Raw genomic sequence first — 17,851 nt, 5'->3', positions numbered from 1 at the left:
GATACGATCATGCCCAACGTCAAGGAACGCGCCGAAGATCTGGCCACCACCATGGACGAGCAGCAGCAGGCGGCGATCCGCATGCTCGCCAACCAGCTCCACCGCCTCAATGCAGCCGTCGCGGAGGCCGTGAATTCCGGCCTCTCCATCGAATTGCAGCGCGCCTCGCGCCATCACCACCAGGATGGCTACTGGGGCGATTTGCTGACGCCGATCATCGTCAAGCAGAAGTGATCCCTTAGCGCGTTCCGACCTGACGAAAGTCAGGCCGGGCGCTCCAGGTCATTGTTCGATGCATCAATCCGTCAGCCAGTATCCACCTGACGGCATGATGCTCTAATCGGAAGTTTCGAGGCGGACCCTCGTGCGGCATCCGCAGCCGATCCGAGCGGATGCCGTACCACCTTCGACGGGACCGGCGGCAGCTGGTCCCGCTTTTTGTTGCAGCATGGGGGCAGATCACTCCGCCGCGATGGCCGGCGGCTCGAAGGGGCGTGCGGCGAAAACCCCGCCCGCAGCGAGCACCTCGGCAAGCGCCGCGCAGAGCGCGTGTGAGATCTCGTCGAACCAGGCATGCGGTGTCAGCGTCGCTTCGTGCATGTAGAGCGCGCGGTTGACCTCGATCTGCAGCGCGTGGCGGTGGCCTGAGGGCTCGCCGTAATGCTCGGTGATGAAGCCGCCGGCATAAGGCTTGTTGCGCATCACGCCGAAACCGCGTGCCCGGAGCGCCACCTCGACCAGATCCGTCAGCACATGACTGCAGCTCGATCCGTAGCGGTCGCCGAGAACGATATCGACCTGGCCGAGTGATTCGGCAGAGAGGCTGGTCGAGGGCATCGAATGGCAATCGATCAGGCAGGCATAGCCGAACCGGTTCTGGGTTCTGGTGATCAGCCGCCGCAGGGTGCGGTGATAGGGTTTGTAGAGCGTCTCGATCCGCGCCAGCCCCTCGCGCACGGGGATGCGCCCGGTATAGATCTCGTGCCCGTCCGCGACGATGCGCGGAATCGTGCCGAGTCCGCCGGCGACGCGGATCGAGCGGGTATTGGCGAAAGCGGGCAGGCGGCCTTCAAACATGCGCGGATCGAGCTCGTAGGGCTCGCGGTTGAGATCGAGATAGGCGCGTGGAAACAGCGCGCGGATCAGGGGGGCGCCATGGGCGACCATCGGCGCGAACAGCCTGTCGACATAGGCATCTTCCGAGCGGCGTATCGTATGTGCGGTCAGGCGCCCGTCTTCGAGAAAGGCTTGCGGATAGACCGCGCCGGAATGGGGCGAATCGAAAACGAAGCCGCCGACCGGTCGGTCGGGCAGAGCGACCGCGAAAGGCGGATCGAACAGGGCGGCGGGTCCGCTGTCGCCACCGGCAGCCTCGCCAGCCTCGATGCCCGTCATGTCAGTCGCGTCCTTCAATGCGCACAGCCCTTCGCCCGTATCGTCACGCCAGCATTTGCCCTGTTGATCAACACTGCCAATGTTTCGCGCGAGCGCGCCGATGGCAAGAGCGTATCTTTGCGATATCGGTCGCAACCATATCACCGCGCCTGCGCCGTGTTCATCTGCGCATGTGCGTCTTTGCGCCGTTTTCCTGCTGCCGCGACATTTGCTTTCACGCGATGTTTACCGGGGCAGGGCCTTATGGGAAAGATGGAAGGTAAGCCGGGATCGGCAATGCGGGACACCATGAAAATTCTACTCGCCGAAGACGACAACGACATGCGCCGCTTCCTCGTGAAGGCGCTCCAGAATGCGGGCTACGACGTGGCCTCGTTCGATAACGGGCTGTCGGCCTATAACCGGCTGCGCGAGGAGCCGTTCGAGCTGCTGCTCACCGATATCGTGATGCCCGAGATGGACGGAATCGAGCTCGCCCGCCGGGCGACGGAGCTCGATCCGGATATCAAGGTGATGTTCATCACCGGCTTTGCGGCGGTCGCGCTCAATGCCGATGCGGAGACCCCCAAGGATGCCAAGGTGCTGTCGAAGCCCTTCCATCTGAAGGATCTCGTCGGCGAAGTCGAAAAACTCCTCGCCGCGTGAAGATTTCCTGATCAAGCCGCTTGCGCCGCCGAAGCGGGTTCGCTATACGCGCTCCCACGGCAGCGCTGCACAGACGGCGCCGCAACGCCGGGCCAAGATGGGCGCGTAGCTCAGCGGGAGAGCACTACGTTGACATCGTAGGGGTCGCTGGTTCAATCCCAGCCGCGCCCACCATCTTGAAAACGTCGAAATCCTCGAAATTCAGGGCGATACAGCTGCTGCTTATGGCTGGATCCGGCGGCCTGGTTTTCCATGAATCCTTGCCGCAATACCCCTTCTTCGCGGATGCATGCCATATGTCCGGCCATGCATGTCCGGGCATGAATGGCGCGCTCGCGAAAACTATTTCCCGCTCAACCGCTTGTAAAACACAGTCGTGGCGTCCAGCTGCGTTGCGGTGACGTCGAGGCTGTAATCGGGGATGACGCCTGCTTCTTCGTAGCCCATGGCCCGATAAAGCGGCTCCGCCATGTCCCCGGTGCGGGTGTCGAGGGTGATCATGCTGCGTCCGCAGGCGAGCGCTTCGCCTTCCAGTCGCGCGATCAGGGCCCGGGCGATGCCGCGCCGGCGTGCGCGCGGATGCACGAGCAGCTTCTTCAGATCGGCGCGGTGAGGCTGGTTCGGCGGTGTGTCGATGCCGAGCTGGACCGTGCCGATGAGGCCCCCGTCGGCCTCGTCTCGGGCTGCGAGCAGGATCGTCGCGCCCGCTTCGACCTGCGGCAGGACGCTGTCGCGCCAGAAGGCGCGGGCCTCGTCGCGCGCGAAGGGCAGGATGAAGCTGACGGCGGCGCCGTCGGCTACGCAGGCATGCAGGATCCCGGCGAGGTCATCGAGCGCATCGGACATCGCCGCAGCCTCGATCCGCATGAGGCTGAACCCGGATGCGGGTGGTATGGGCGCGTTGGTCATGGGGCAGCCTCAGAGCATGAAGAGCAGATAGGTGGCGCCTTGATCCGGCGGTGTTTCGAACCGGCTCGAACCGCGCAGCCGGTAGCGCAGGCAATCGCCGGGGGCGAGACGATGATCCTCGTCGCCGAGCGTGACGTGCAGCGCCCCTTCCTGGAGGACGAGGTGATGCTCCAGCCCCGGTCGTGGCGGGGCCGGATAGGCGATCACCGTTCCAGGCGGCAGCGTACAGCCGATGATCTCGCCGGTGAGCCCATCCGCAGGCGGCGAGATCACGCGCCGCACCATGCCGGTGGCCGGGTCGTGCCAGACGGGTTGCGCGTCATGCGCAATATGCGGGGAGGGCGTGTCCTCGACCTCCTGCAGGAGCCGCGATACGGGCAGGCCGAACACGGCGCAAAGCCGCCCAAGCATCTCCGCCGTGGCGCTGGTCTGCGCCTTTTCGAGGCGCGAGAGCGTCGAGCGGCTTACGCCGCTGGCGGTTTCGAGCTGTTCCAGCGACAGATTGGCGGCGTAGCGAAGCTGACGCAGCCGCGTGGCAATGCGGCTGTCCATGGTGATATATGGTGTGCGTTCTCTCATATACGAGAATATTTCTCATAATCGAGAATAAGACAAGCCCTAGAATGGCCAGACCAGGGGAATCATCGGTACGGCGACGGCCACGACAACGGCCTGGAGTGGCAAGCCGAGCTGCCAGTAATCGCCGAAACGGAAGCCGCCGAGGCCGAGGATGATGGTGTTGTTCTGATGCCCGATCGGGGTCATGAAGGCGCAGGACGCGCCGACCGCGACCCCCATCAGCAGGGGATCCGCGCTGATGCCGAGGGAATTTGCCGTGCTGATCGCGATCGGACACATCACGGCAGCCGTGGCTGCGTTGTTGACGAAGGCCGATATCGTCATCGTGATGACGAGGAATATGGCGAGCGCCGCTACATTGCTCGAACTGCCGCCCCAATCCAGCAGTGTCTGCGCGACCAGTTCCGCCGCGCCGGTCGTGGCCATCGCCCCGGCAACGGGAATCAGCGCCCCGAGCAGGACGATCACCGGCCAGTCGACGGCATTGTAGATGTTGCGCGCGGGGATGATGCGCAGGGCCATGACCGCGAGAACGCCGAAGGCGAAGGCGATCGCGGCGGGAAACAGCCCGAAGGCGGCAGCGGCAATGGCCACGCCCATGATACCCAGTGCCATCAGTGCCTGGCGTGTATCGGGGATACGCACGGACCGCTCGGCCAGCGGCACGAGCGCGAACTGGGCCGCGAATTCGGACAAACGCTGCGGGGCGCCCTGCAACAGAAGGACATCACCCGCCTGCAATCGAAGAGTGCGCAGCCGCGCCCGCGAACGCTGACCCTGACGCGAGACCGCGAGCATGTTGATGGCAAAGCGCGTGCGCAGATGGATATCGGCGGCGGAGCGCCCGATCAGCGACGAATTGGGCAGCACCACCATCTCGCTTATGGTGATCTCGTCGTCACGCTGCTCTTCATCCTCTTTATCGGCCTGCGCCTCCGGCGAATCGGGATCGCGCGGCTTGTCCTCTTCGAGCTTGAGTTCCAGCATCGAGAGGATCCCGGCGAGAGCCTCCGGCTCGGCCTCGATCACGAGAATGTCGTCGATGCGGAGCTTGCGCCAGGGATCGGGGGTGCGCATGCGCACCTCGTTGCGGATCAGGCCGACCACCATCGCATCGACCTCGTCGAGCTCCTTCTCGATCTGCTTGAGCGTCATGCCGACCGCTTTCGACTTCGATGGAACACGCGCTTCGGTCAGATAGGCATCGGTCTCGAAGCCTTCTGCGTTGCCACCACCACGCTGCGGGACGAGTTGGCGTCCCAGCAACAGCAGGAAGATCAGGCCACTGGCCGCGACGGTGACGCCGACCGGGGTAAAAGCGAACATGCTGAAGGCGCTTTCGCCCGTCTCGCGGCGAAAGCCCGCCACGATCAGGTTCGGCGGCGTGCCGATCAGCGTGGTCATCCCCCCGAGAATCGAGCCGAAGGAGAGTGGCATCAAGACCTTGCCGGGCGCGATGTCGTGCTTCGCCGCCATCTGGATGGCGATCGGCATCAGGAGCGCCAGCGCTCCGACATTGTTCATGAAGGCGGACAAGACCGCGCCGAGCGTCGTCAAGGCGGCGAGGGTGAGGAAGATGCCTGCATCCGATGGAATGAACCTTTGCGCAATCGCATCCACGGCCCCGGATGTCTGCAGGGCGCGCGACAGGATCAGCACACAGGCGACCGTCACCACCGCCGGGTGGCCGAAGCCCTCGAAAGCGGTGTCCCTGTCGACCAGGCCGAACGCCACACAGGCCAGCAGCGCGGCGACGGCCACCATGTCATGGCGCCAGCGCCCCCAGATGAACAACGTGACGGTCGCCACCAGAATGGCGAGAAAGATACCCTGGTCCTGGGTCATGCCTGTGATCTCGATGGAGGTGGCGGGCTGATCATGAAGACGCAATGAAGGGTGGCGCGGGATGCGACCGGTCGCCGCGCAAAAACGCTGCCCGGCCTCATGAGGTTTCCTGAGGCGCACGCTATAATGATTCCCGCATCAATGCACCGTCGTTCATCCCCGTTCGTTGCAGCCTTCCACCATTGCCTGCGATCAGGCTTTCTGGCGCAGGATGCTCTGGAGTTCCTCGGAGAGTTCCGTGATGCGGCCCGCCGAAACGCCGCTCTCATCGGCGAGCGCCTTGATTTCCGTGGCGACGACGGTGAAGCCGGCCCCGTATTCGCCGGCGCGCGCGGCCTCGATGCGTGCATTCAGAGCCAGCAATTGCAAAGTGTGCAGGATACGCAGGATCGAACCGGTATTGGTGATGATCTCCTGGCTGGTCTGGCCGACGCGCTCCAGCAGCACGGTGGAATTCTCGAGCTCGCGCGTCTTCTTGCTGTTGACGTCGATCACGACGCCCTCGAGATGCGACAGTGCCCCGTCCCGCCCATAGACGCCGCCCCCGCTCTCGTGCACCCATTGTTCGCCGCCATCGGCGCGCCGGATCCGGTAATCGACCTCCCAGTTACCGCGCGATTCCACGGCTGCGGCGACGGCATCGTCCACCATCCGCGCATCATCGGGATGGATGATGCCGGCATAGGAACGTCTTTCCGGGCCGGTAAAGACATCACGATCATAGCCGGTGACACGGTCGACCGCGCCTTCCATGAACATCATGGTGAAATCCGCATCGTTGCGGCAGCGATAGAGGAAGCCGTTCATCCGGCGTATGATGGAGCGCATGACTGGTAGTGCATCCGAAGATTGCTCCAGCATTTCAGGTGCCACTTCGCGCTTTCCGGTAGCGCTGCCGGTCCCGGCTGTAATCAAGGCATCCATTTTTTGGGGCTCCACACGGTTCTGGCCTGATTATGCGGTTCTGATCAGGCGATCGACCGCAGCTGATTCGCGTCATTGCTTTCACAAGCGTAAACCAAGCATGTTTTCCGTTAAGTCAGTCTTAGCAGTACCTGCCGCGAACTCTGCTGATCAGCATGGCTGCCTTAGGTGAAGGCCTGATCGTGCGCCGCGCCGCCGATCAGCGCAGCGGCCCGGTGCGCACCGGGATGCCCCTGGCGCGCTCGGAATAGAGAATATAGACGCCGCTGCCGATGATGATGGCCGAGCCGAGCCAGACGAACAGATCCGGCAATTGTCCGAAAACCACCCATCCCAGCAGCACCGCGCCCCCGAGCTGGAGATAGTTGAAGGGCGAGACGAAGGGCGCGGGGGCAACCTCGAAAGCGCGCACGAGGAAGTAGTGTCCGAACCCGCCGAAGAAGCCGAGACTGGCGAAGAGCACCCAGTCGAGGAGGCTTCCCGGTGTCTGCCAGATGAAAGGCAATGGCAGGCTGGTGAGCAGGAATCCCGTCACGGCGATATAGGTGATCGAGGTATCCGCCGGATCGCCGGCGGCGAGCTTGCGCGAAAGCAGCTGATAGAACGCAGCCGAGGCGGCGCTGCCGAAGACCAGGAGCGCGGCCAGATTCATGCCCTCGCCCGGCCTGATCACGATCAGCGCGCCGGCAAATCCGACCGTGATCGCGATCCAGCGGCGCAGACTGACCCGCTCGCCCAGAATGAACGGCGCGAAGGCGGTGACGATGAAAGGGGCGGTGAAACTGATCGCCGCAGCGGTGGTCAGCGGCACGAAGGCGAGCGCGGTGATATAGATCAGCGTCGCCATACAGAGCAGGCTCGAGCGCAGGAGTTGCAGCGGGATCTGCTGCGAGCGCAGGAGTGCGAGCCCGCGATAGGGCACGAACACCATCAGCATGTAGACGAAATGCCCGGCATAGCGTGCCCAGGTGATCTGCAGCACGCTGTAATCACCGGTCAGATATTTCGCACTGGCATTCAGCATCGGGATCAGCGACGCGGCGAAGACCATGTAGAGCACGGCCTTGTTCAGATCGTCCGGTCGTGAAACCTGCGCGCTCATCCTCGCCCCGCCCGATACCGCCGCCAGAGGCGATCGCATCATACTGGGCCGGGGTTCACCCGTGGGGAAGACGCATTTGCGCCGGACGGATCACGCAATCTCCGTCCGCTCAGGTCCCGGCATCCGCCGCGAGGCCGACGGCGGTGATGCCGGCCAGGGCCGCCGCTTCATCCTTGTCGGAGAGATCGCCCGAGACACCCACCGCGCCGAGCAGGGCCCCGCGCTTGTCGCGGATCAGCACGCCGCCGGGGGCGGGCACGAGGGGGCCGTCGACGATATGGCTCGCAGCCGCGATGAAATGCGGGCGCTCCACCGCCATGGCACCGACGGTGCGTGAGGGTACGCCGAGCGCGATCGCGCCATAGGCCTTGCCCATGGCGATCTCGCCGCGCCTGAGGCTGGTGCCGTCCTCCGCCTGGAAGGCCTTGAGCGCGCCGCGCGCATCATAGACGGCGACCGCCACGGGCTTGAGCGAGGCTTCGCGGGCGGCTTTCAGCGTCGCGGCGACCATGCGCTGCGCGATGCGTGATTTCAGTTCGGACATGGGGCTCTTCCTCGCCTGGATGGTATTGATTCCCGCACCAGTCTAATGCCTCGCGCGCATGGCGCAGCACGAGTGTCGGCGAATGAGTTTTTCGCGCAGGGAAAAGCTGCGCCATGCGCGTTCACGCCGGATCGCTTCGCAGCCCCTGGAGTTCGACCGGCGCGAATTGCGTGGTCTCGCGCGTCAGTGTCACTTCTTCCACATGTATCTGCCGCCAGTCGGCGAGCCTCTCCAGCACCTCCTGCACGATCACCTCCGGCGCGGAGGCCCCGGCGGTAACGCCGATCGTATCGGCCTGCGCGATGAAATCCGCGTCGAGCTCATGCGCTTCCTCGACCAGGAGGGCCGGGCGGTTGAGGAAGCGGGCGACATCGCGCAGGCGGTTGGTATTGGAACTGTTGCGCGCGCCGCAGACGATGAAGCGTTCGGCCCGCTCCGCGAGCATGCGCACCGCGCCCTGGCGGTTTTGCGTCGCATAGCAGATCGTCTTGATGTCGGGGCCGATGATCGCGGGGAAGCGTTCCTTCAAGGCGGCGATGATGTCGCGTGTATCATCCACGGAGAGCGTCGTCTGGGTCACATAGGCGAGACGCAGCGGGTCGCTCACGTCGAGCGCGGCGACATCCGCGCGCCCCGCCACGACATGGGTTTCTGCATCATGCGTCTCCCCCGCGATCTGCCCCAGAATGCCCTCGACCTCGACATGCTCGCGATGGCCGATGACGATCACCGCGCGCCCTTCGCGGGCATGGCGGCGGCCCTCGACATGAACCCGCCGCACCAGCGGGCAGGTGGCGTCGATCACGTCGAGCCCGCGCGCCTGCGCTTCCTCTTCGACCGCACGCGAGACGCCATGCGCGGAAAAGACCGTCACGGCATTGTCGGGGATTTGTGCGATTGCATCGACGAAATGCACGCCGCGCCGGCGCATGTCGTCGACGACGCGGGCGTTGTGGATGATTTCGTGGCGGACATAGACCGGTCTCTCCGTCATCACGCGCAGATCTTCCACCGCCGCGATGGCGCGATCGACCCCGGCGCAGAAGCCGCGCGGATTGGCCAGGAGGACGGTGAGCGGACGCCTCATGGGCGCTCCTCCGCGATCTGCGCCAGCGCATCCCGCCCGGAAAGCATTGCCGCCTCAATGGTCGCTGGAAGAGGGCCGATCCAGTCGCCGGCGAAGGCAAGCCCGCGCAGGGGCGGGCGCGGGCGATACACCGCACCACCGGCATCCTGCGTCATGGTCGCGCGTTTTTCCTTCACCAGCCGACGCCGCTCCCCGATCCCGCATGCCACGCCCGCCGCTTCGAGCGCGGGCGTAATCTCCGCTTCGATACGCGCGAGCAGGGGCTCCGGATTGTCGGCGATGCGATCTTCTGCCGCAGAGACCGTCACCGAGAGATGATCAGCGCGCACCAGAACCCATTGTGCGAGCGTGCCGACGAGGCCGATGAAGCGCGGCACGGCCTCGGCCGGGAGCGGTTCAGCGAGGGCGAAATGCGCGTTGATGATCGGCTCGAAGCGCGTCGGCGCGTGGATTTGCGGAAAAAGCCGGGCGATCTCGGCGGGGGGCAGGGCAAGGATCACGCGGTCATCCCCGCTCAGCCGGATCGTCCCACCGGCAAAGACGAGGGCTGCGGCCCGGTCGTCCTGCGCTTCCACTGCGCGCAGGCGCATCCCCGTGCGCAGATGCGCGCCGCGTTGCGCCAGCCAGGCGATGGCCGGATCGACGAGATCGGGGCCGAGGCCGTTGCGGGCGATGAGCAGCCGCGCACCGCCGGGGCGCATCACGCGGCGCAGCGCCCGCCCGAGCCGGGCCGAGGAGGCACGCGATACGGGGGTGTTGAGCACGGCGACGGTGAGCGGTTCGATCAGCTGATCATGCAGCGCGCTTCCCGCGAAGATCGGTCCGATCGGACGGTCGGCAAGTGGTGGGACAAGCGGTGCGGCGAGGCGTGCGAGGCGCGGCAGATCGGCGAGCGCCATGCCGGGCGGACGCTTGTCGCGCGCCATCCAGGACCAGGGCGAGAGGCCGATGCGCGAAAGCCGCTGCGCATGTGCATCATAGACGGGAAGGCCGCGCGGTTCCGGCTCGATCCAGCCGTCTTGCGCGCCGATACGATCGATCAGACCGCGCGCAGCGCGGTTGGCCGAGAGCAGCACATGCGCGCCGTTATCATGGGTGAACCCGTCAGCGCCGGTCACCGTGCGGCAGCGCCCCCCTGCCTGGGGCGCGGCTTCGTAGAGATGTACGGTGCGTCCCGCCTCTGTCGCCGCAACCGCAGCGGAGAGCCCGGCCATGCCGGCGCCGACGATGTGGACGATGCCGGTCATCCGCGCGTGCTTCTCATGACGGCGCCCGGCGCAGGGCCCTGGCCGCGAGCGCGAGCTTGTCGCGCCAGCCGAGCCGCAGGCGCTCGCCGCCCTGGGTGAAACCGCGCGCATGCATGCGTGCAAACAGCGCGCGATAGCCCTCCATCATCAGGATCGCAGGTTTCAGCCGTGCCCGATCGAGCGTCTCCAGCATGGCATCCACCTGCACGAAACCGGCCTCGGCCTCACCGGCGAGTTCGGCGCAGACCTGCCCGAAACGCGGATCACGGATGAGTTCGCGCGCGGGCGCATCGCTCAGGCCGTGCGCCGCGAGGCGCGAGAGCGGCACGTAGACGCGCTCCATCGCGGCGTCGTCGGCGACATCGCGCAGCACGTTGACGATCTGCAGCGTATGCCCGAGCGTCAGCGCGAAATCGCGCGCCTGCGGGGCGCCGAAAATGTGGATCGAAAGCACCCCGACAGCGCCTGCAACGCGGCGGCAATAGAGGTCGAAAGCGGTATCGTCGGCGATTCGCACGCGGGGGCGCGCATCCGCCTCCATCCCGTCCAGCAGGGCGTGGAATTCCGCGCAGGGCAGATGATGAGCGCGCATGGCGCTTGCGAGCTCGCGCCCGATGGCTGTGGTGGGCGCATCGGGAAGCGCGTCGATTTCCCGGCGCCATGCATCGAGGAAAACCCGTTTCTCCGCCATTGGAGCGCAGCCATCGGCGATGTCGTCGATGACGCGGCAGAAGGCGTAGACGGCATGGATCGCGCGGCGGCGTGCGCCCGGCAGGGCGGCCATGCCGATGCGGAAGGAGGAGCCCGAGGCGGCGACGATCCGCCGGGTGATGGCGGGGGCGGGGTCGCGACGGCGCCGGGGCAGCGAGGCGAGGGCAGTGGTGGCGGCGACGAGAAAATCCGGTTTGCCGAGATCGATCCGCGTCATGACGGGATCGCCCCGGCGCAGCCTGGCCGCGAGTCGCGCCGCGAGTTTCAGTGTCACGGCGCTTTCCGCCGCGAGCCTGCGGCTGCGCACCAGGCCGGGGAGAAAGCGGGCTTCGTCGATCAGTCGGTCGACGCGATCGAGCGCGGCATCGATCAAGGCGCGGCGCGCGTCCCCGTTGGCGGGATCGAAAAAGGCGGCCTCGCCGCCGGCAAGGTCGAGCCAGGGGGTGGGAAGGTAGATACGACCGAGAACGACACGGTCCTTTTCCAGATCCTGCAAATGGTTGAGAATCTGCAAGGCAGTGCACAAGGCATCTGCGGCTTCCTGCGCCTGCGCGCCATCGGGATGGCGCTGCTCGCCGTGCAGGCGCAGCAGAAACCGCCCGACCGGATCGGCCGAGCGGCGGCAATAGTCGCGCAATTCGGCCCAGTCCGCGTAGCGCGCCTTCACCGCATCCTGTCGGAAGGCGTCGAGCAGCATGCGCGCTTCCTCGATGCCGCAACCGAAACGCGCATCGGCATCGTGGAGCGCCAGAGCGAGGGGCTCACTATCATCGCCGGTGACCAGCGCGCGTTCGAAGGCGTCGAGCCGGGCAAGCTTTTCCGTGCTCGAAAGTGCGCCGTCATCGGCAATGTCGTCCGCCGCGCGGACATAGCGGTAGAAGGCCAGAACCGCCCGCCGCAGGGGCCTGGCGATGAGATGCGAGGCGACGGGAAAATTCTCGTCGCGATGGGTTTTTGTCGGTGCAATGGCAGCGGATCGGCTCATGGCCTCACTCTGCCGGATAGACGCGCCCCTTCCAACCCGCAGGACGGCCCCGGCTGGTGCGCAGAAGCGAGGCCCATTGGATCGAAAGTGCGACGGCGATACAGGCCGGGTGGAGCGCGATCGCGAGCGCGCGCTCGCGGGTGCGCAGCGTGATCGCCGCGCGCAGGCCGAAGGAGAGGGCGAGGGCCGCCAGCACGGTCCCCGGAGGCGCGATGCCGGCAATCGCGAAGGGCAGGAGGATCACCGGCAGAATGTGGCCACCGCCGAGCAGGATCGTCCAGACCGGAAGCTGCACCGGCGTTGCCATGCCCTCATGGGCGTTCTTGATGAAGCCCTCCCAACTCTCGGCAAAACCGCGATACATCCGGCATGCGGCGAGATCGTGCCCCGCCACGAGATCGGTGCGGTATCCGTTGCGGCGAAACAGGCGCGCGAGCTGGATGCCGTCATGCAGCTTGTCGCGAATCGCCCCGTGCCCGCCCACCGCACGATAGGCCTCGCGCTTGGTCATGAGCAGCTGGCCGCAGGCGGCGCCGAAGCTGGGGCGTCTGGTCAGGCGCATGCCGATGAAGGGGAGGTAGCCGAGCATCAGGAAATTGATCATCGGCACGGTGAGCACTTCGCCGAGACTGCGCGTGATCTGGCGCGGCACCCCGCTCACCATGGCCTGGCCCTTGCCCTGCGCATGGGCGACCAGCAGCGCGGCGGCATCGGGGGCAAGCCGCACATCCGCATCGATGAAGAGCAGATGCGTGCCGCGCGCCTCTTCCGAGAGCCGATGGCAGGCATGCACCTTGCCGGTCCAGCCGGCGGGGAGTGCGGGGGCCGATACGAGGCGCACACGGTTGTCACGCGCGGCGATCTCCGTGACGATCTGCGGCGTCGTATCGCTCGAGCCGTCATCCATGACGATGATTTCGACAGGCACGCCCACGCTTTCCAGCGCCGCTTCCACCGCATCACCGATATGGGCTTCCTCGTTGCGGGCGGGGATGAGAACCGAGACCTGCGTTCCAGGCGTGAGTTTGCGCGCTGCCGGTTTGCGCAGGAGCAGGAGATTCAGCGCACCGAGCAGGGCCGAGAGGGCGGCGAGGGTCAGCGCAACATGGCTTAGGAATGTCATTTATCGCGCCTTCCATGCGCCGGATCATAGCGCTCGCCCTTGAGGCGGGCGAGAATCCGCTTGGTGAAATCGAAAACGCCGCCAACCCCCGCCTTGCCTTCGATGAGCACATCGAAGCGCGCCGGATCGCGGGAGATCACGTCTTCGCTCAGCCGGTCCGCGATCCGTGTCAGCGCGTCTTGGAGATACGCAAGACGCGCCTCGCGCTCCATGCCGGCGAGATCGGCGCCGCAGAGCGCCTCGCCATAGGCCACGAAAGCCTCGCCGCCACGCTGCTCCCAGAAGCCGTATTCGAGGGCGACGGGGACGTATTGCGCATGCGGGGCGATCTCGACGAGGTGGGCGATTCCCGGTTTGAGATCGAGCGGACGCACGCGCACATCCATGAAGCGTCCCTGCGCCGTGACCCAGATCACCGCGTCGTCATGGGCGAGGATATCCGCGCTCGCGGCAAGGAAATCCTGCGCGCCCCTGCGGCTCTCCAGATCGACGCCATAGGCGCCCATGCGCCCGAAGAATCCGTATTTCTCCAGCATTTCAGCATCGATCGGCGCATAGCTCGCCCGCCTGCCGAAGTGTTGCTCGGACAGCAGGACATAGATCGCCGCATCCCACCAGGCGGGGTGATTGGTATAGAGCACCACCGGCGCATCGTCGCGCAGATCGGGCGGTGCGCCCCATTGCGCGAGGCGCAGGGCGTTCATGTGGCGGCGGAAATAGCGGTCGAAATGGCGCGTGAAGAAACTGACCACGCGCGGCTTGCGGCGCCGGGTCGGGCGCGTGGCCTCCGGCAGCCGCGCGGCGAGGCGATCCAGCCGCGCGCGGGTTGGTTCATCCGCCGCCATGGCGCCCTCAGGACGCTTGCTGCAAAGCAGGCCCGCGTGCGTCCTGGTCGAGCGCGTCGGCGGCGATCCAGCCCGACATCATCACCATCGGCATGCCCGGCCCCGGATGGGCTGCGCCGCCGGCGAGATAAAGCCCCTTCACATCGCGCGAGCGATTGCCCGGCTTGAAAGCGCCGAGGAAGCGGCCATGGCTGGCAAGCCCGTAGATCGCGCCGTTGAGCACCTTGTAGCGGTCGTGGATATCCTGCGGCGTGAGGTGGCGCTCGACCACGATGCGTTCCTCGATATCCGCCATTCCGGCAGTGCGCTTGAGCTTGTCGAGGATCACCTGGCGATAGGCCGGGAACATCTGCGACCAGTCGTGATGCGGGCGCAGATAGGGGGTATGAACGAGCACATACAGCGCTTCGCCACCTTCGGGGGCGACCGAGGGGTCGGTGGAACTCGGCGCGCAGAGATAGGCGGTTGGATCCGGCGCCGGCTCGCCTTTATTATAGATGTAGTCGAATTCCTCATGCGCATCGCGCGAGAAGACGAAATCGTGGTGCAGGATGTGGTCGTAGCGCCTGTTCAGGCCGAGATAGAGCACCACGCCCGAACAGGCTGGTTCGAAGCCCTTGCGATCGTAGCGCGCCCCGACATCGCCGCCGACGAGCTCGCGATAGGTGCGGATCGAATCCATGTTGGAGACGACGCAGTCGAAGGGTTCGATGCCGCCATCGGCCCGCTTCACGCCCCTGACCGCGCCGTTTTCCATATCGAGGCCGGTGATCTCGGTCGAGGGTTTCAGCGTCGCGCCGAGCTCGCCGGCGAGCTTGGCCAGCGCCTCCGCCACGGCGCGGGTGCCGCCCATCGGATACCAGATCCCCTCCGCCGCCTGCATGTGCGCGATGGCGCACAGCACCGCCGGCGAGCCATAGGGGTTGGAGCCGACATATTGCGTGAAATGATCGAGCATCTGGGCGAGGCGCTCGTCCTTGACATGGGAACGGATGGTGCCGGCGACCGTCCTGCCCATGCGCAGGCTCATCACGTCGCGCAGGGTGTCGGGGTTGAGATTGGCGCGCACGTCGATCGTGTCGAACAGATCCTCCACCGCCTTCCAGAAGAAGAAGCGCTCGGACACGCCGTGCAGGTTTTCCGACATCGCCTGGAACTTGCGATAGCCCTCGCCATTGCCGCGCCCGGGCGCGAACCTGTCCATGGCGACGGCCATCTCCTCGACATTCTCGGCGAGATCGAAGCGGGTGCCGTCATCGAAGAAGCAGCCCCATTGCGGGTCGAGGCGGCGCAGGTCGAGGTAATCGTTCAGATCGCGCCCGGCCTCGGCGAAGATCCGCTCCAGCACGCGCGGCACGGTGAGGATGGTCGGCCCCATGTCGAAGCGGAAACCGTCTTCGGTGAACACGGCTGCCTTGCCGCCGATCCAGTCGTTCTTGTCGTAGAGTGTCACCTTGTGGCCGCGCGCCCCGAGCACGCAGGCGGATGCGAGCCCGCCCAGACCACCACCGATCACCGCCACTGTCTTCGTCGATCCGCTCACGGCGCACTCCTCGTCATATCAGGGCCCGCAGCGGGCCGTTCGATCGATACGATGCCGCAAAATCGACGGCATCGAGCCTTCAATTGCCGCCCATCCGCGCCAGGCGCACATCGATGGTGGCCTCCTGCGGGGTAACGGGCACCCGTGCCATCGAGAAATTCGGCGGCGCCCGACGCCCGACATCGTTGGAGAAGCCATAGGGTTCGCGCGGAAGGCCGATGAAATTCGAATCCATCCGCTCATCCATATTGATATCGTGATAGGCAGCCACCGCATACATGCCCACGGGAACGTTCTCGAAGGTGAAGCGCATCGTGCCCGGGCTCGCCGGCTGGAAACGCCCGTCGAGACAGCGATCTTCCGAGAAACCGCGATCGCACAGCCCGACATAGACCTGACCCTCGGCGGATTCGACATCGCTGACCCGGACCGTGACGGTCACCGTGCGGGGCTCGCCGCTCTGCGCGAAGGCGGGTCCGGCCATGGCGCTGCCGATCAGCGTTGCGAGTGCGAGGGCCGCAACGCCCGCAATGCGTGCACTCTTCGCCGTCGAAGTCGAAATCCGTCCCTGCATGCCAATCCTTTCGATCACCGTCATTCAGCGGCTTCAGCGCGCGCTTGATCCGTCGCCGCGCCTTCCGCTCCCTTGCCCGTCCGCCCGCGACGCTCCGCCAGATCTTCGAGCAGGAGCTTGGCGCTGATGCGCGCACCCTCGTAGATCACCGGCAAGCCGGAACCGGGATGCGTGCCGCCGCCGACGAGATAGACCCCGTGCCCGAAGCGGTTATGCGGGCGGAAGTAGAGCATCTGGCCCAGATCATGCGCAAGATTGAAGGTCGCGCCCTCGTTCACACCGAAATCATTCTCCCAATCCGCCGGCGTGATGATCCGCTCGAAGCGGATGCGCTGTTCGATATCGGCCAGACCAAGCTGCTTCAGCCGCTCCAGCGTCTTCGCACGAAATTGCGACGCGAAGGTTGCCCAGTCGGTTCCCGAGCGCAGATTGGGCACCGGCACCAGCACGTACAGGCTGGTATGGCCTTGCGGTGACATCGACGGATCATTGCGGCCGGGATTCTGGACGTAGAAGGAGAAATCCTCCGGAATGCGGCAATTGCTGATGTCGCGGATGTTCTTGGCGTAATCCTTCGAGAGATAGATCGTATGGTGTTCGAGATCGCCGACATCGCCCTCGATGCCGAGATACATCATGAAGGTCGAGCAGGAGATGCGCGCCTTCTCGATCTTTTTATCCTTCCAGCGCGGGCGATACTGCTCCGGTATGAGCTTGCGCGCCGCATGGCCGAAATCGCCGTTGATCACCACCGCATCAGCGGCGATGTGCTCCCCGTTCACCTCCACGCCGACCGCGCGGTCATTCTCGTAGATCACGCGGTCGACCCCGCTGCCGAGGCGGATATCGGCGCCGAGTTGCCGCGCGACCCTGGCCATCGCCTCCGACACCGCCCCGCAGCCGCCCGTGGGATGGAACACGCCGTGCTCGTATTCGAGGAAGCTCAGGATCGTGAACAGACTCGGGCACTGAAAGGGCGACATGCCCAGATATTTGGTCTGGAAGGAGAAGGTCAGCCGCACGCGCGGATCGGAGAAATAGCGGCGCAGATCCTTGTCGACGCTGGAGAACGGACGCAGCATCGGCAAAGCCTGCAGCATGGCCGGGGAGATCACGTCGGTCGGCTTGCCGAAGGGACGCTCCAGGATCGGGCGGAAGAGATCGAGCTTCTGACGATTCTCCGAAAAGAACCGTTCGACATTGGCCGCATCCTGCGGCGCCATCCGCGCGATCTCTGCCGCAAGGCGCGTGAGATCAGGCGTGGCGCGAACATTGCCGCCATCTTCGAAGACGACGTGGTATTGCGGGTCGAGCTTCGTGAGCGTGACGTGATCGGCGAGCCGCTCGCCGCAAGCGGCAAAGATCTCGTCCAGAACGCGCGGATAGAGAAAGAAGGTGGGGCCGATATCGAATTTGTATCCGCCCGGCGCGGTGATGGTGCGCGTCCGCCCGCCCACGACGGCGTCGCGCTCGAACACGGTCACGCGCATCCCCTGCCGGGCCAGCAGCATGGCCGATGCCAGGCCGCCGGGACCGGCGCCGACAACGACGACATGCTCGCCGCGACCGGTTTCCAGATCCCCGAGATTGCCGAGGCCCGGGCGGGGCTGGTTCGAGGCGGGAGGCGGTTCTCCGTCCGGGTTCTTCATTATGATCAACCGTTGCGCTGGTGCTGTGCGGAGGGCAAGCTTTGCAGATTATTGCACTCTACGTGCATATCCTGCATCAGGATCACCGCGTTACACCGCAAATAGTGTGTCATTGAGCGTTCTCCGTGCTTTCGCCGCGGGCGC

The 17,851-nt window shown here is 65.5% G+C and carries 17 protein-coding genes and 1 tRNA gene; 3 read left to right on the top strand and 15 right to left on the bottom strand.

All coding sequences use genetic code 11. From position 1 onward, the window contains the following. Positions 1–9: 9 nt before the first annotated feature. Positions 10–234 (top strand): SMc00767 family acetate metabolism repressor, encoded by a 225-nt coding sequence (locus tag GA0071312_RS01165; RefSeq protein WP_074443284.1) that lies wholly within the window; start codon positions 10–12, stop codon positions 232–234. A 225-nt stretch (positions 235–459) separates the two neighbouring features. On the opposite strand, the gene GA0071312_RS01160 is transcribed toward GA0071312_RS01165, so the two are convergent. Beyond that, positions 460–1,395: an N-formylglutamate amidohydrolase gene (locus tag GA0071312_RS01160; RefSeq protein WP_074443283.1), complete on the bottom strand. Its 936-nt coding sequence runs from the start codon at positions 1,393–1,395 to the stop codon at positions 460–462. Positions 1,396–1,683: 288 nt separating this feature from the next. Between GA0071312_RS01160 and cpdR the strand changes: the two genes are divergently transcribed. Both cpdR and GA0071312_RS01150 read left to right on the top strand, forming a co-directional pair. Then, a complete protein-coding gene (gene cpdR / locus GA0071312_RS01155) occupies positions 1,684–2,040 on the top strand; it encodes a cell cycle two-component system response regulator CpdR (RefSeq protein ID WP_074444092.1) in 357 nt (118 codons plus the stop codon). Between the two features lie 99 nt (positions 2,041–2,139). Continuing rightward, positions 2,140–2,214 (top strand) — tRNA-Val (locus tag GA0071312_RS01150). Between the two features lie 168 nt (positions 2,215–2,382). On the opposite strand, the gene GA0071312_RS01145 is transcribed toward GA0071312_RS01150, so the two are convergent. The 14 genes from GA0071312_RS01145 to GA0071312_RS01080 all read right to left on the bottom strand — a co-directional run bounded on the left by GA0071312_RS01145 (position 2,383) and on the right by GA0071312_RS01080 (position 17,707). Then, entirely contained in the window at positions 2,383–2,949 is a 567-nt protein-coding gene (locus GA0071312_RS01145) for a GNAT family N-acetyltransferase (protein WP_083204206.1), read from the bottom strand. Between the two features lie 9 nt (positions 2,950–2,958). After that, positions 2,959–3,501, bottom strand: coding sequence for a helix-turn-helix domain-containing protein (locus tag GA0071312_RS01140; protein WP_238947045.1), 543 nt, complete (start codon positions 3,499–3,501; stop codon positions 2,959–2,961). Positions 3,502–3,567: 66 nt separating this feature from the next. After that, positions 3,568–5,373, bottom strand: coding sequence for an SLC13 family permease (locus GA0071312_RS01135; RefSeq protein WP_074444091.1), 1,806 nt, complete (start codon positions 5,371–5,373; stop codon positions 3,568–3,570). Between the two features lie 192 nt (positions 5,374–5,565). Continuing rightward, a complete protein-coding gene (locus GA0071312_RS20425; protein ID WP_083204205.1) occupies positions 5,566–6,297 on the bottom strand; it encodes a methyl-accepting chemotaxis protein in 732 nt (243 codons plus the stop codon). A gap of 199 nt (positions 6,298–6,496) precedes the next feature. Continuing rightward, positions 6,497–7,399 (bottom strand): DMT family transporter, encoded by a 903-nt coding sequence (locus GA0071312_RS01125; protein ID WP_165603930.1) that lies wholly within the window; start codon positions 7,397–7,399, stop codon positions 6,497–6,499. 109 nt (positions 7,400–7,508) lie between these two features. Beyond that, positions 7,509–7,943: a GlcG/HbpS family heme-binding protein gene (locus GA0071312_RS01120; RefSeq protein ID WP_074443279.1), complete on the bottom strand. Its 435-nt coding sequence runs from the start codon at positions 7,941–7,943 to the stop codon at positions 7,509–7,511. 121 nt (positions 7,944–8,064) lie between these two features. Beyond that, positions 8,065–9,030 carry a 4-hydroxy-3-methylbut-2-enyl diphosphate reductase gene (gene ispH, locus GA0071312_RS01115; protein WP_074443278.1) on the bottom strand — a complete coding sequence of 322 codons (966 nt, stop codon included), beginning with the start codon at positions 9,028–9,030 and terminating at the stop codon, positions 8,065–8,067. Beyond that, positions 9,027–10,277 (bottom strand): hydroxysqualene dehydroxylase, encoded by a 1,251-nt coding sequence (locus tag GA0071312_RS01110; protein ID WP_074443277.1) that lies wholly within the window; start codon positions 10,275–10,277, stop codon positions 9,027–9,029. Before GA0071312_RS01110 ends, ispH begins: the two co-directional genes overlap by 4 nt. A 13-nt stretch (positions 10,278–10,290) precedes the next feature. After that, positions 10,291–11,973 (bottom strand): squalene/phytoene synthase family protein, encoded by a 1,683-nt coding sequence (locus GA0071312_RS19830; protein ID WP_074443276.1) that lies wholly within the window; start codon positions 11,971–11,973, stop codon positions 10,291–10,293. Between the two features lie 4 nt (positions 11,974–11,977). Then, the gene (locus tag GA0071312_RS01100; RefSeq protein ID WP_074443275.1) at positions 11,978–13,096 is read right to left on the bottom strand and encodes a glycosyltransferase family 2 protein; all 1,119 of its coding nucleotides are present in this window, start codon (positions 13,094–13,096) and stop codon (positions 11,978–11,980) included. After that, positions 13,093–13,941, bottom strand: a complete 849-nt coding sequence (locus GA0071312_RS01095) for a lysophospholipid acyltransferase family protein (RefSeq protein ID WP_074443274.1) — start codon at positions 13,939–13,941, stop codon at positions 13,093–13,095. The genes GA0071312_RS01100 and GA0071312_RS01095 overlap by 4 nt, the downstream gene beginning before the upstream one ends. 7 nt (positions 13,942–13,948) lie before the next feature. After that, positions 13,949–15,484, bottom strand: a complete 1,536-nt coding sequence (locus GA0071312_RS01090) for a phytoene desaturase family protein (RefSeq protein WP_074443273.1) — start codon at positions 15,482–15,484, stop codon at positions 13,949–13,951. A 79-nt stretch (positions 15,485–15,563) separates the two neighbouring features. Beyond that, positions 15,564–16,058, bottom strand: a complete 495-nt coding sequence (locus GA0071312_RS01085; protein ID WP_165603929.1) for a DUF2141 domain-containing protein — start codon at positions 16,056–16,058, stop codon at positions 15,564–15,566. Between the two features lie 20 nt (positions 16,059–16,078). Beyond that, positions 16,079–17,707, bottom strand: coding sequence for a phytoene desaturase family protein (locus GA0071312_RS01080; protein WP_083204199.1), 1,629 nt, complete (start codon positions 17,705–17,707; stop codon positions 16,079–16,081). Between the last annotated feature and the right edge of the window lie 144 nt (positions 17,708–17,851).

It is taken from the genome of Saliniramus fredricksonii (genome assembly GCF_900094735.1).
GTDB lineage: Bacteria > Pseudomonadota > Alphaproteobacteria > Rhizobiales > Beijerinckiaceae > Saliniramus > Saliniramus fredricksonii.
Note: the sequence above shows the minus strand (reverse complement) of the source record. Positions and strands in the feature narration are given on the sequence as shown.

Bases quoted from the DNA above. Each gene is read 5' to 3' on its own strand.
- GA0071312_RS01165 (WP_074443284.1), top strand. From the start codon at position 10: ATGCCCAACGTCAAGGAACGCGCCGAAGATCTGGCCACCACCATGGAC.
- GA0071312_RS01160 (WP_074443283.1), bottom strand. From the start codon at position 1,395: ATGACGGGCATCGAGGCTGGCGAGGCTGCCGGTGGCGACAGCGGACCC.
- cpdR (WP_074444092.1), top strand. From the start codon at position 1,684: ATGAAAATTCTACTCGCCGAAGACGACAACGACATGCGCCGCTTCCTC.
- GA0071312_RS01145 (WP_083204206.1), bottom strand. From the start codon at position 2,949: ATGACCAACGCGCCCATACCACCCGCATCCGGGTTCAGCCTCATGCGG.
- GA0071312_RS01140 (WP_238947045.1), bottom strand. From the start codon at position 3,501: ATGGACAGCCGCATTGCCACGCGGCTGCGTCAGCTTCGCTACGCCGCC.
- GA0071312_RS01135 (WP_074444091.1), bottom strand. From the start codon at position 5,373: ATGACCCAGGACCAGGGTATCTTTCTCGCCATTCTGGTGGCGACCGTC.
- GA0071312_RS20425 (WP_083204205.1), bottom strand. From the start codon at position 6,297: ATGGATGCCTTGATTACAGCCGGGACCGGCAGCGCTACCGGAAAGCGC.
- GA0071312_RS01125 (WP_165603930.1), bottom strand. From the start codon at position 7,399: ATGAGCGCGCAGGTTTCACGACCGGACGATCTGAACAAGGCCGTGCTC.
- GA0071312_RS01120 (WP_074443279.1), bottom strand. From the start codon at position 7,943: ATGTCCGAACTGAAATCACGCATCGCGCAGCGCATGGTCGCCGCGACG.
- ispH (WP_074443278.1), bottom strand. From the start codon at position 9,030: ATGAGGCGTCCGCTCACCGTCCTCCTGGCCAATCCGCGCGGCTTCTGC.
- GA0071312_RS01110 (WP_074443277.1), bottom strand. From the start codon at position 10,277: ATGACCGGCATCGTCCACATCGTCGGCGCCGGCATGGCCGGGCTCTCC.
- GA0071312_RS19830 (WP_074443276.1), bottom strand. From the start codon at position 11,973: ATGAGCCGATCCGCTGCCATTGCACCGACAAAAACCCATCGCGACGAG.
- GA0071312_RS01100 (WP_074443275.1), bottom strand. From the start codon at position 13,096: ATGACATTCCTAAGCCATGTTGCGCTGACCCTCGCCGCCCTCTCGGCC.
- GA0071312_RS01095 (WP_074443274.1), bottom strand. From the start codon at position 13,941: ATGGCGGCGGATGAACCAACCCGCGCGCGGCTGGATCGCCTCGCCGCG.
- GA0071312_RS01085 (WP_165603929.1), bottom strand. From the start codon at position 16,058: ATGCAGGGACGGATTTCGACTTCGACGGCGAAGAGTGCACGCATTGCG.
- GA0071312_RS01080 (WP_083204199.1), bottom strand. From the start codon at position 17,707: ATGAAGAACCCGGACGGAGAACCGCCTCCCGCCTCGAACCAGCCCCGC.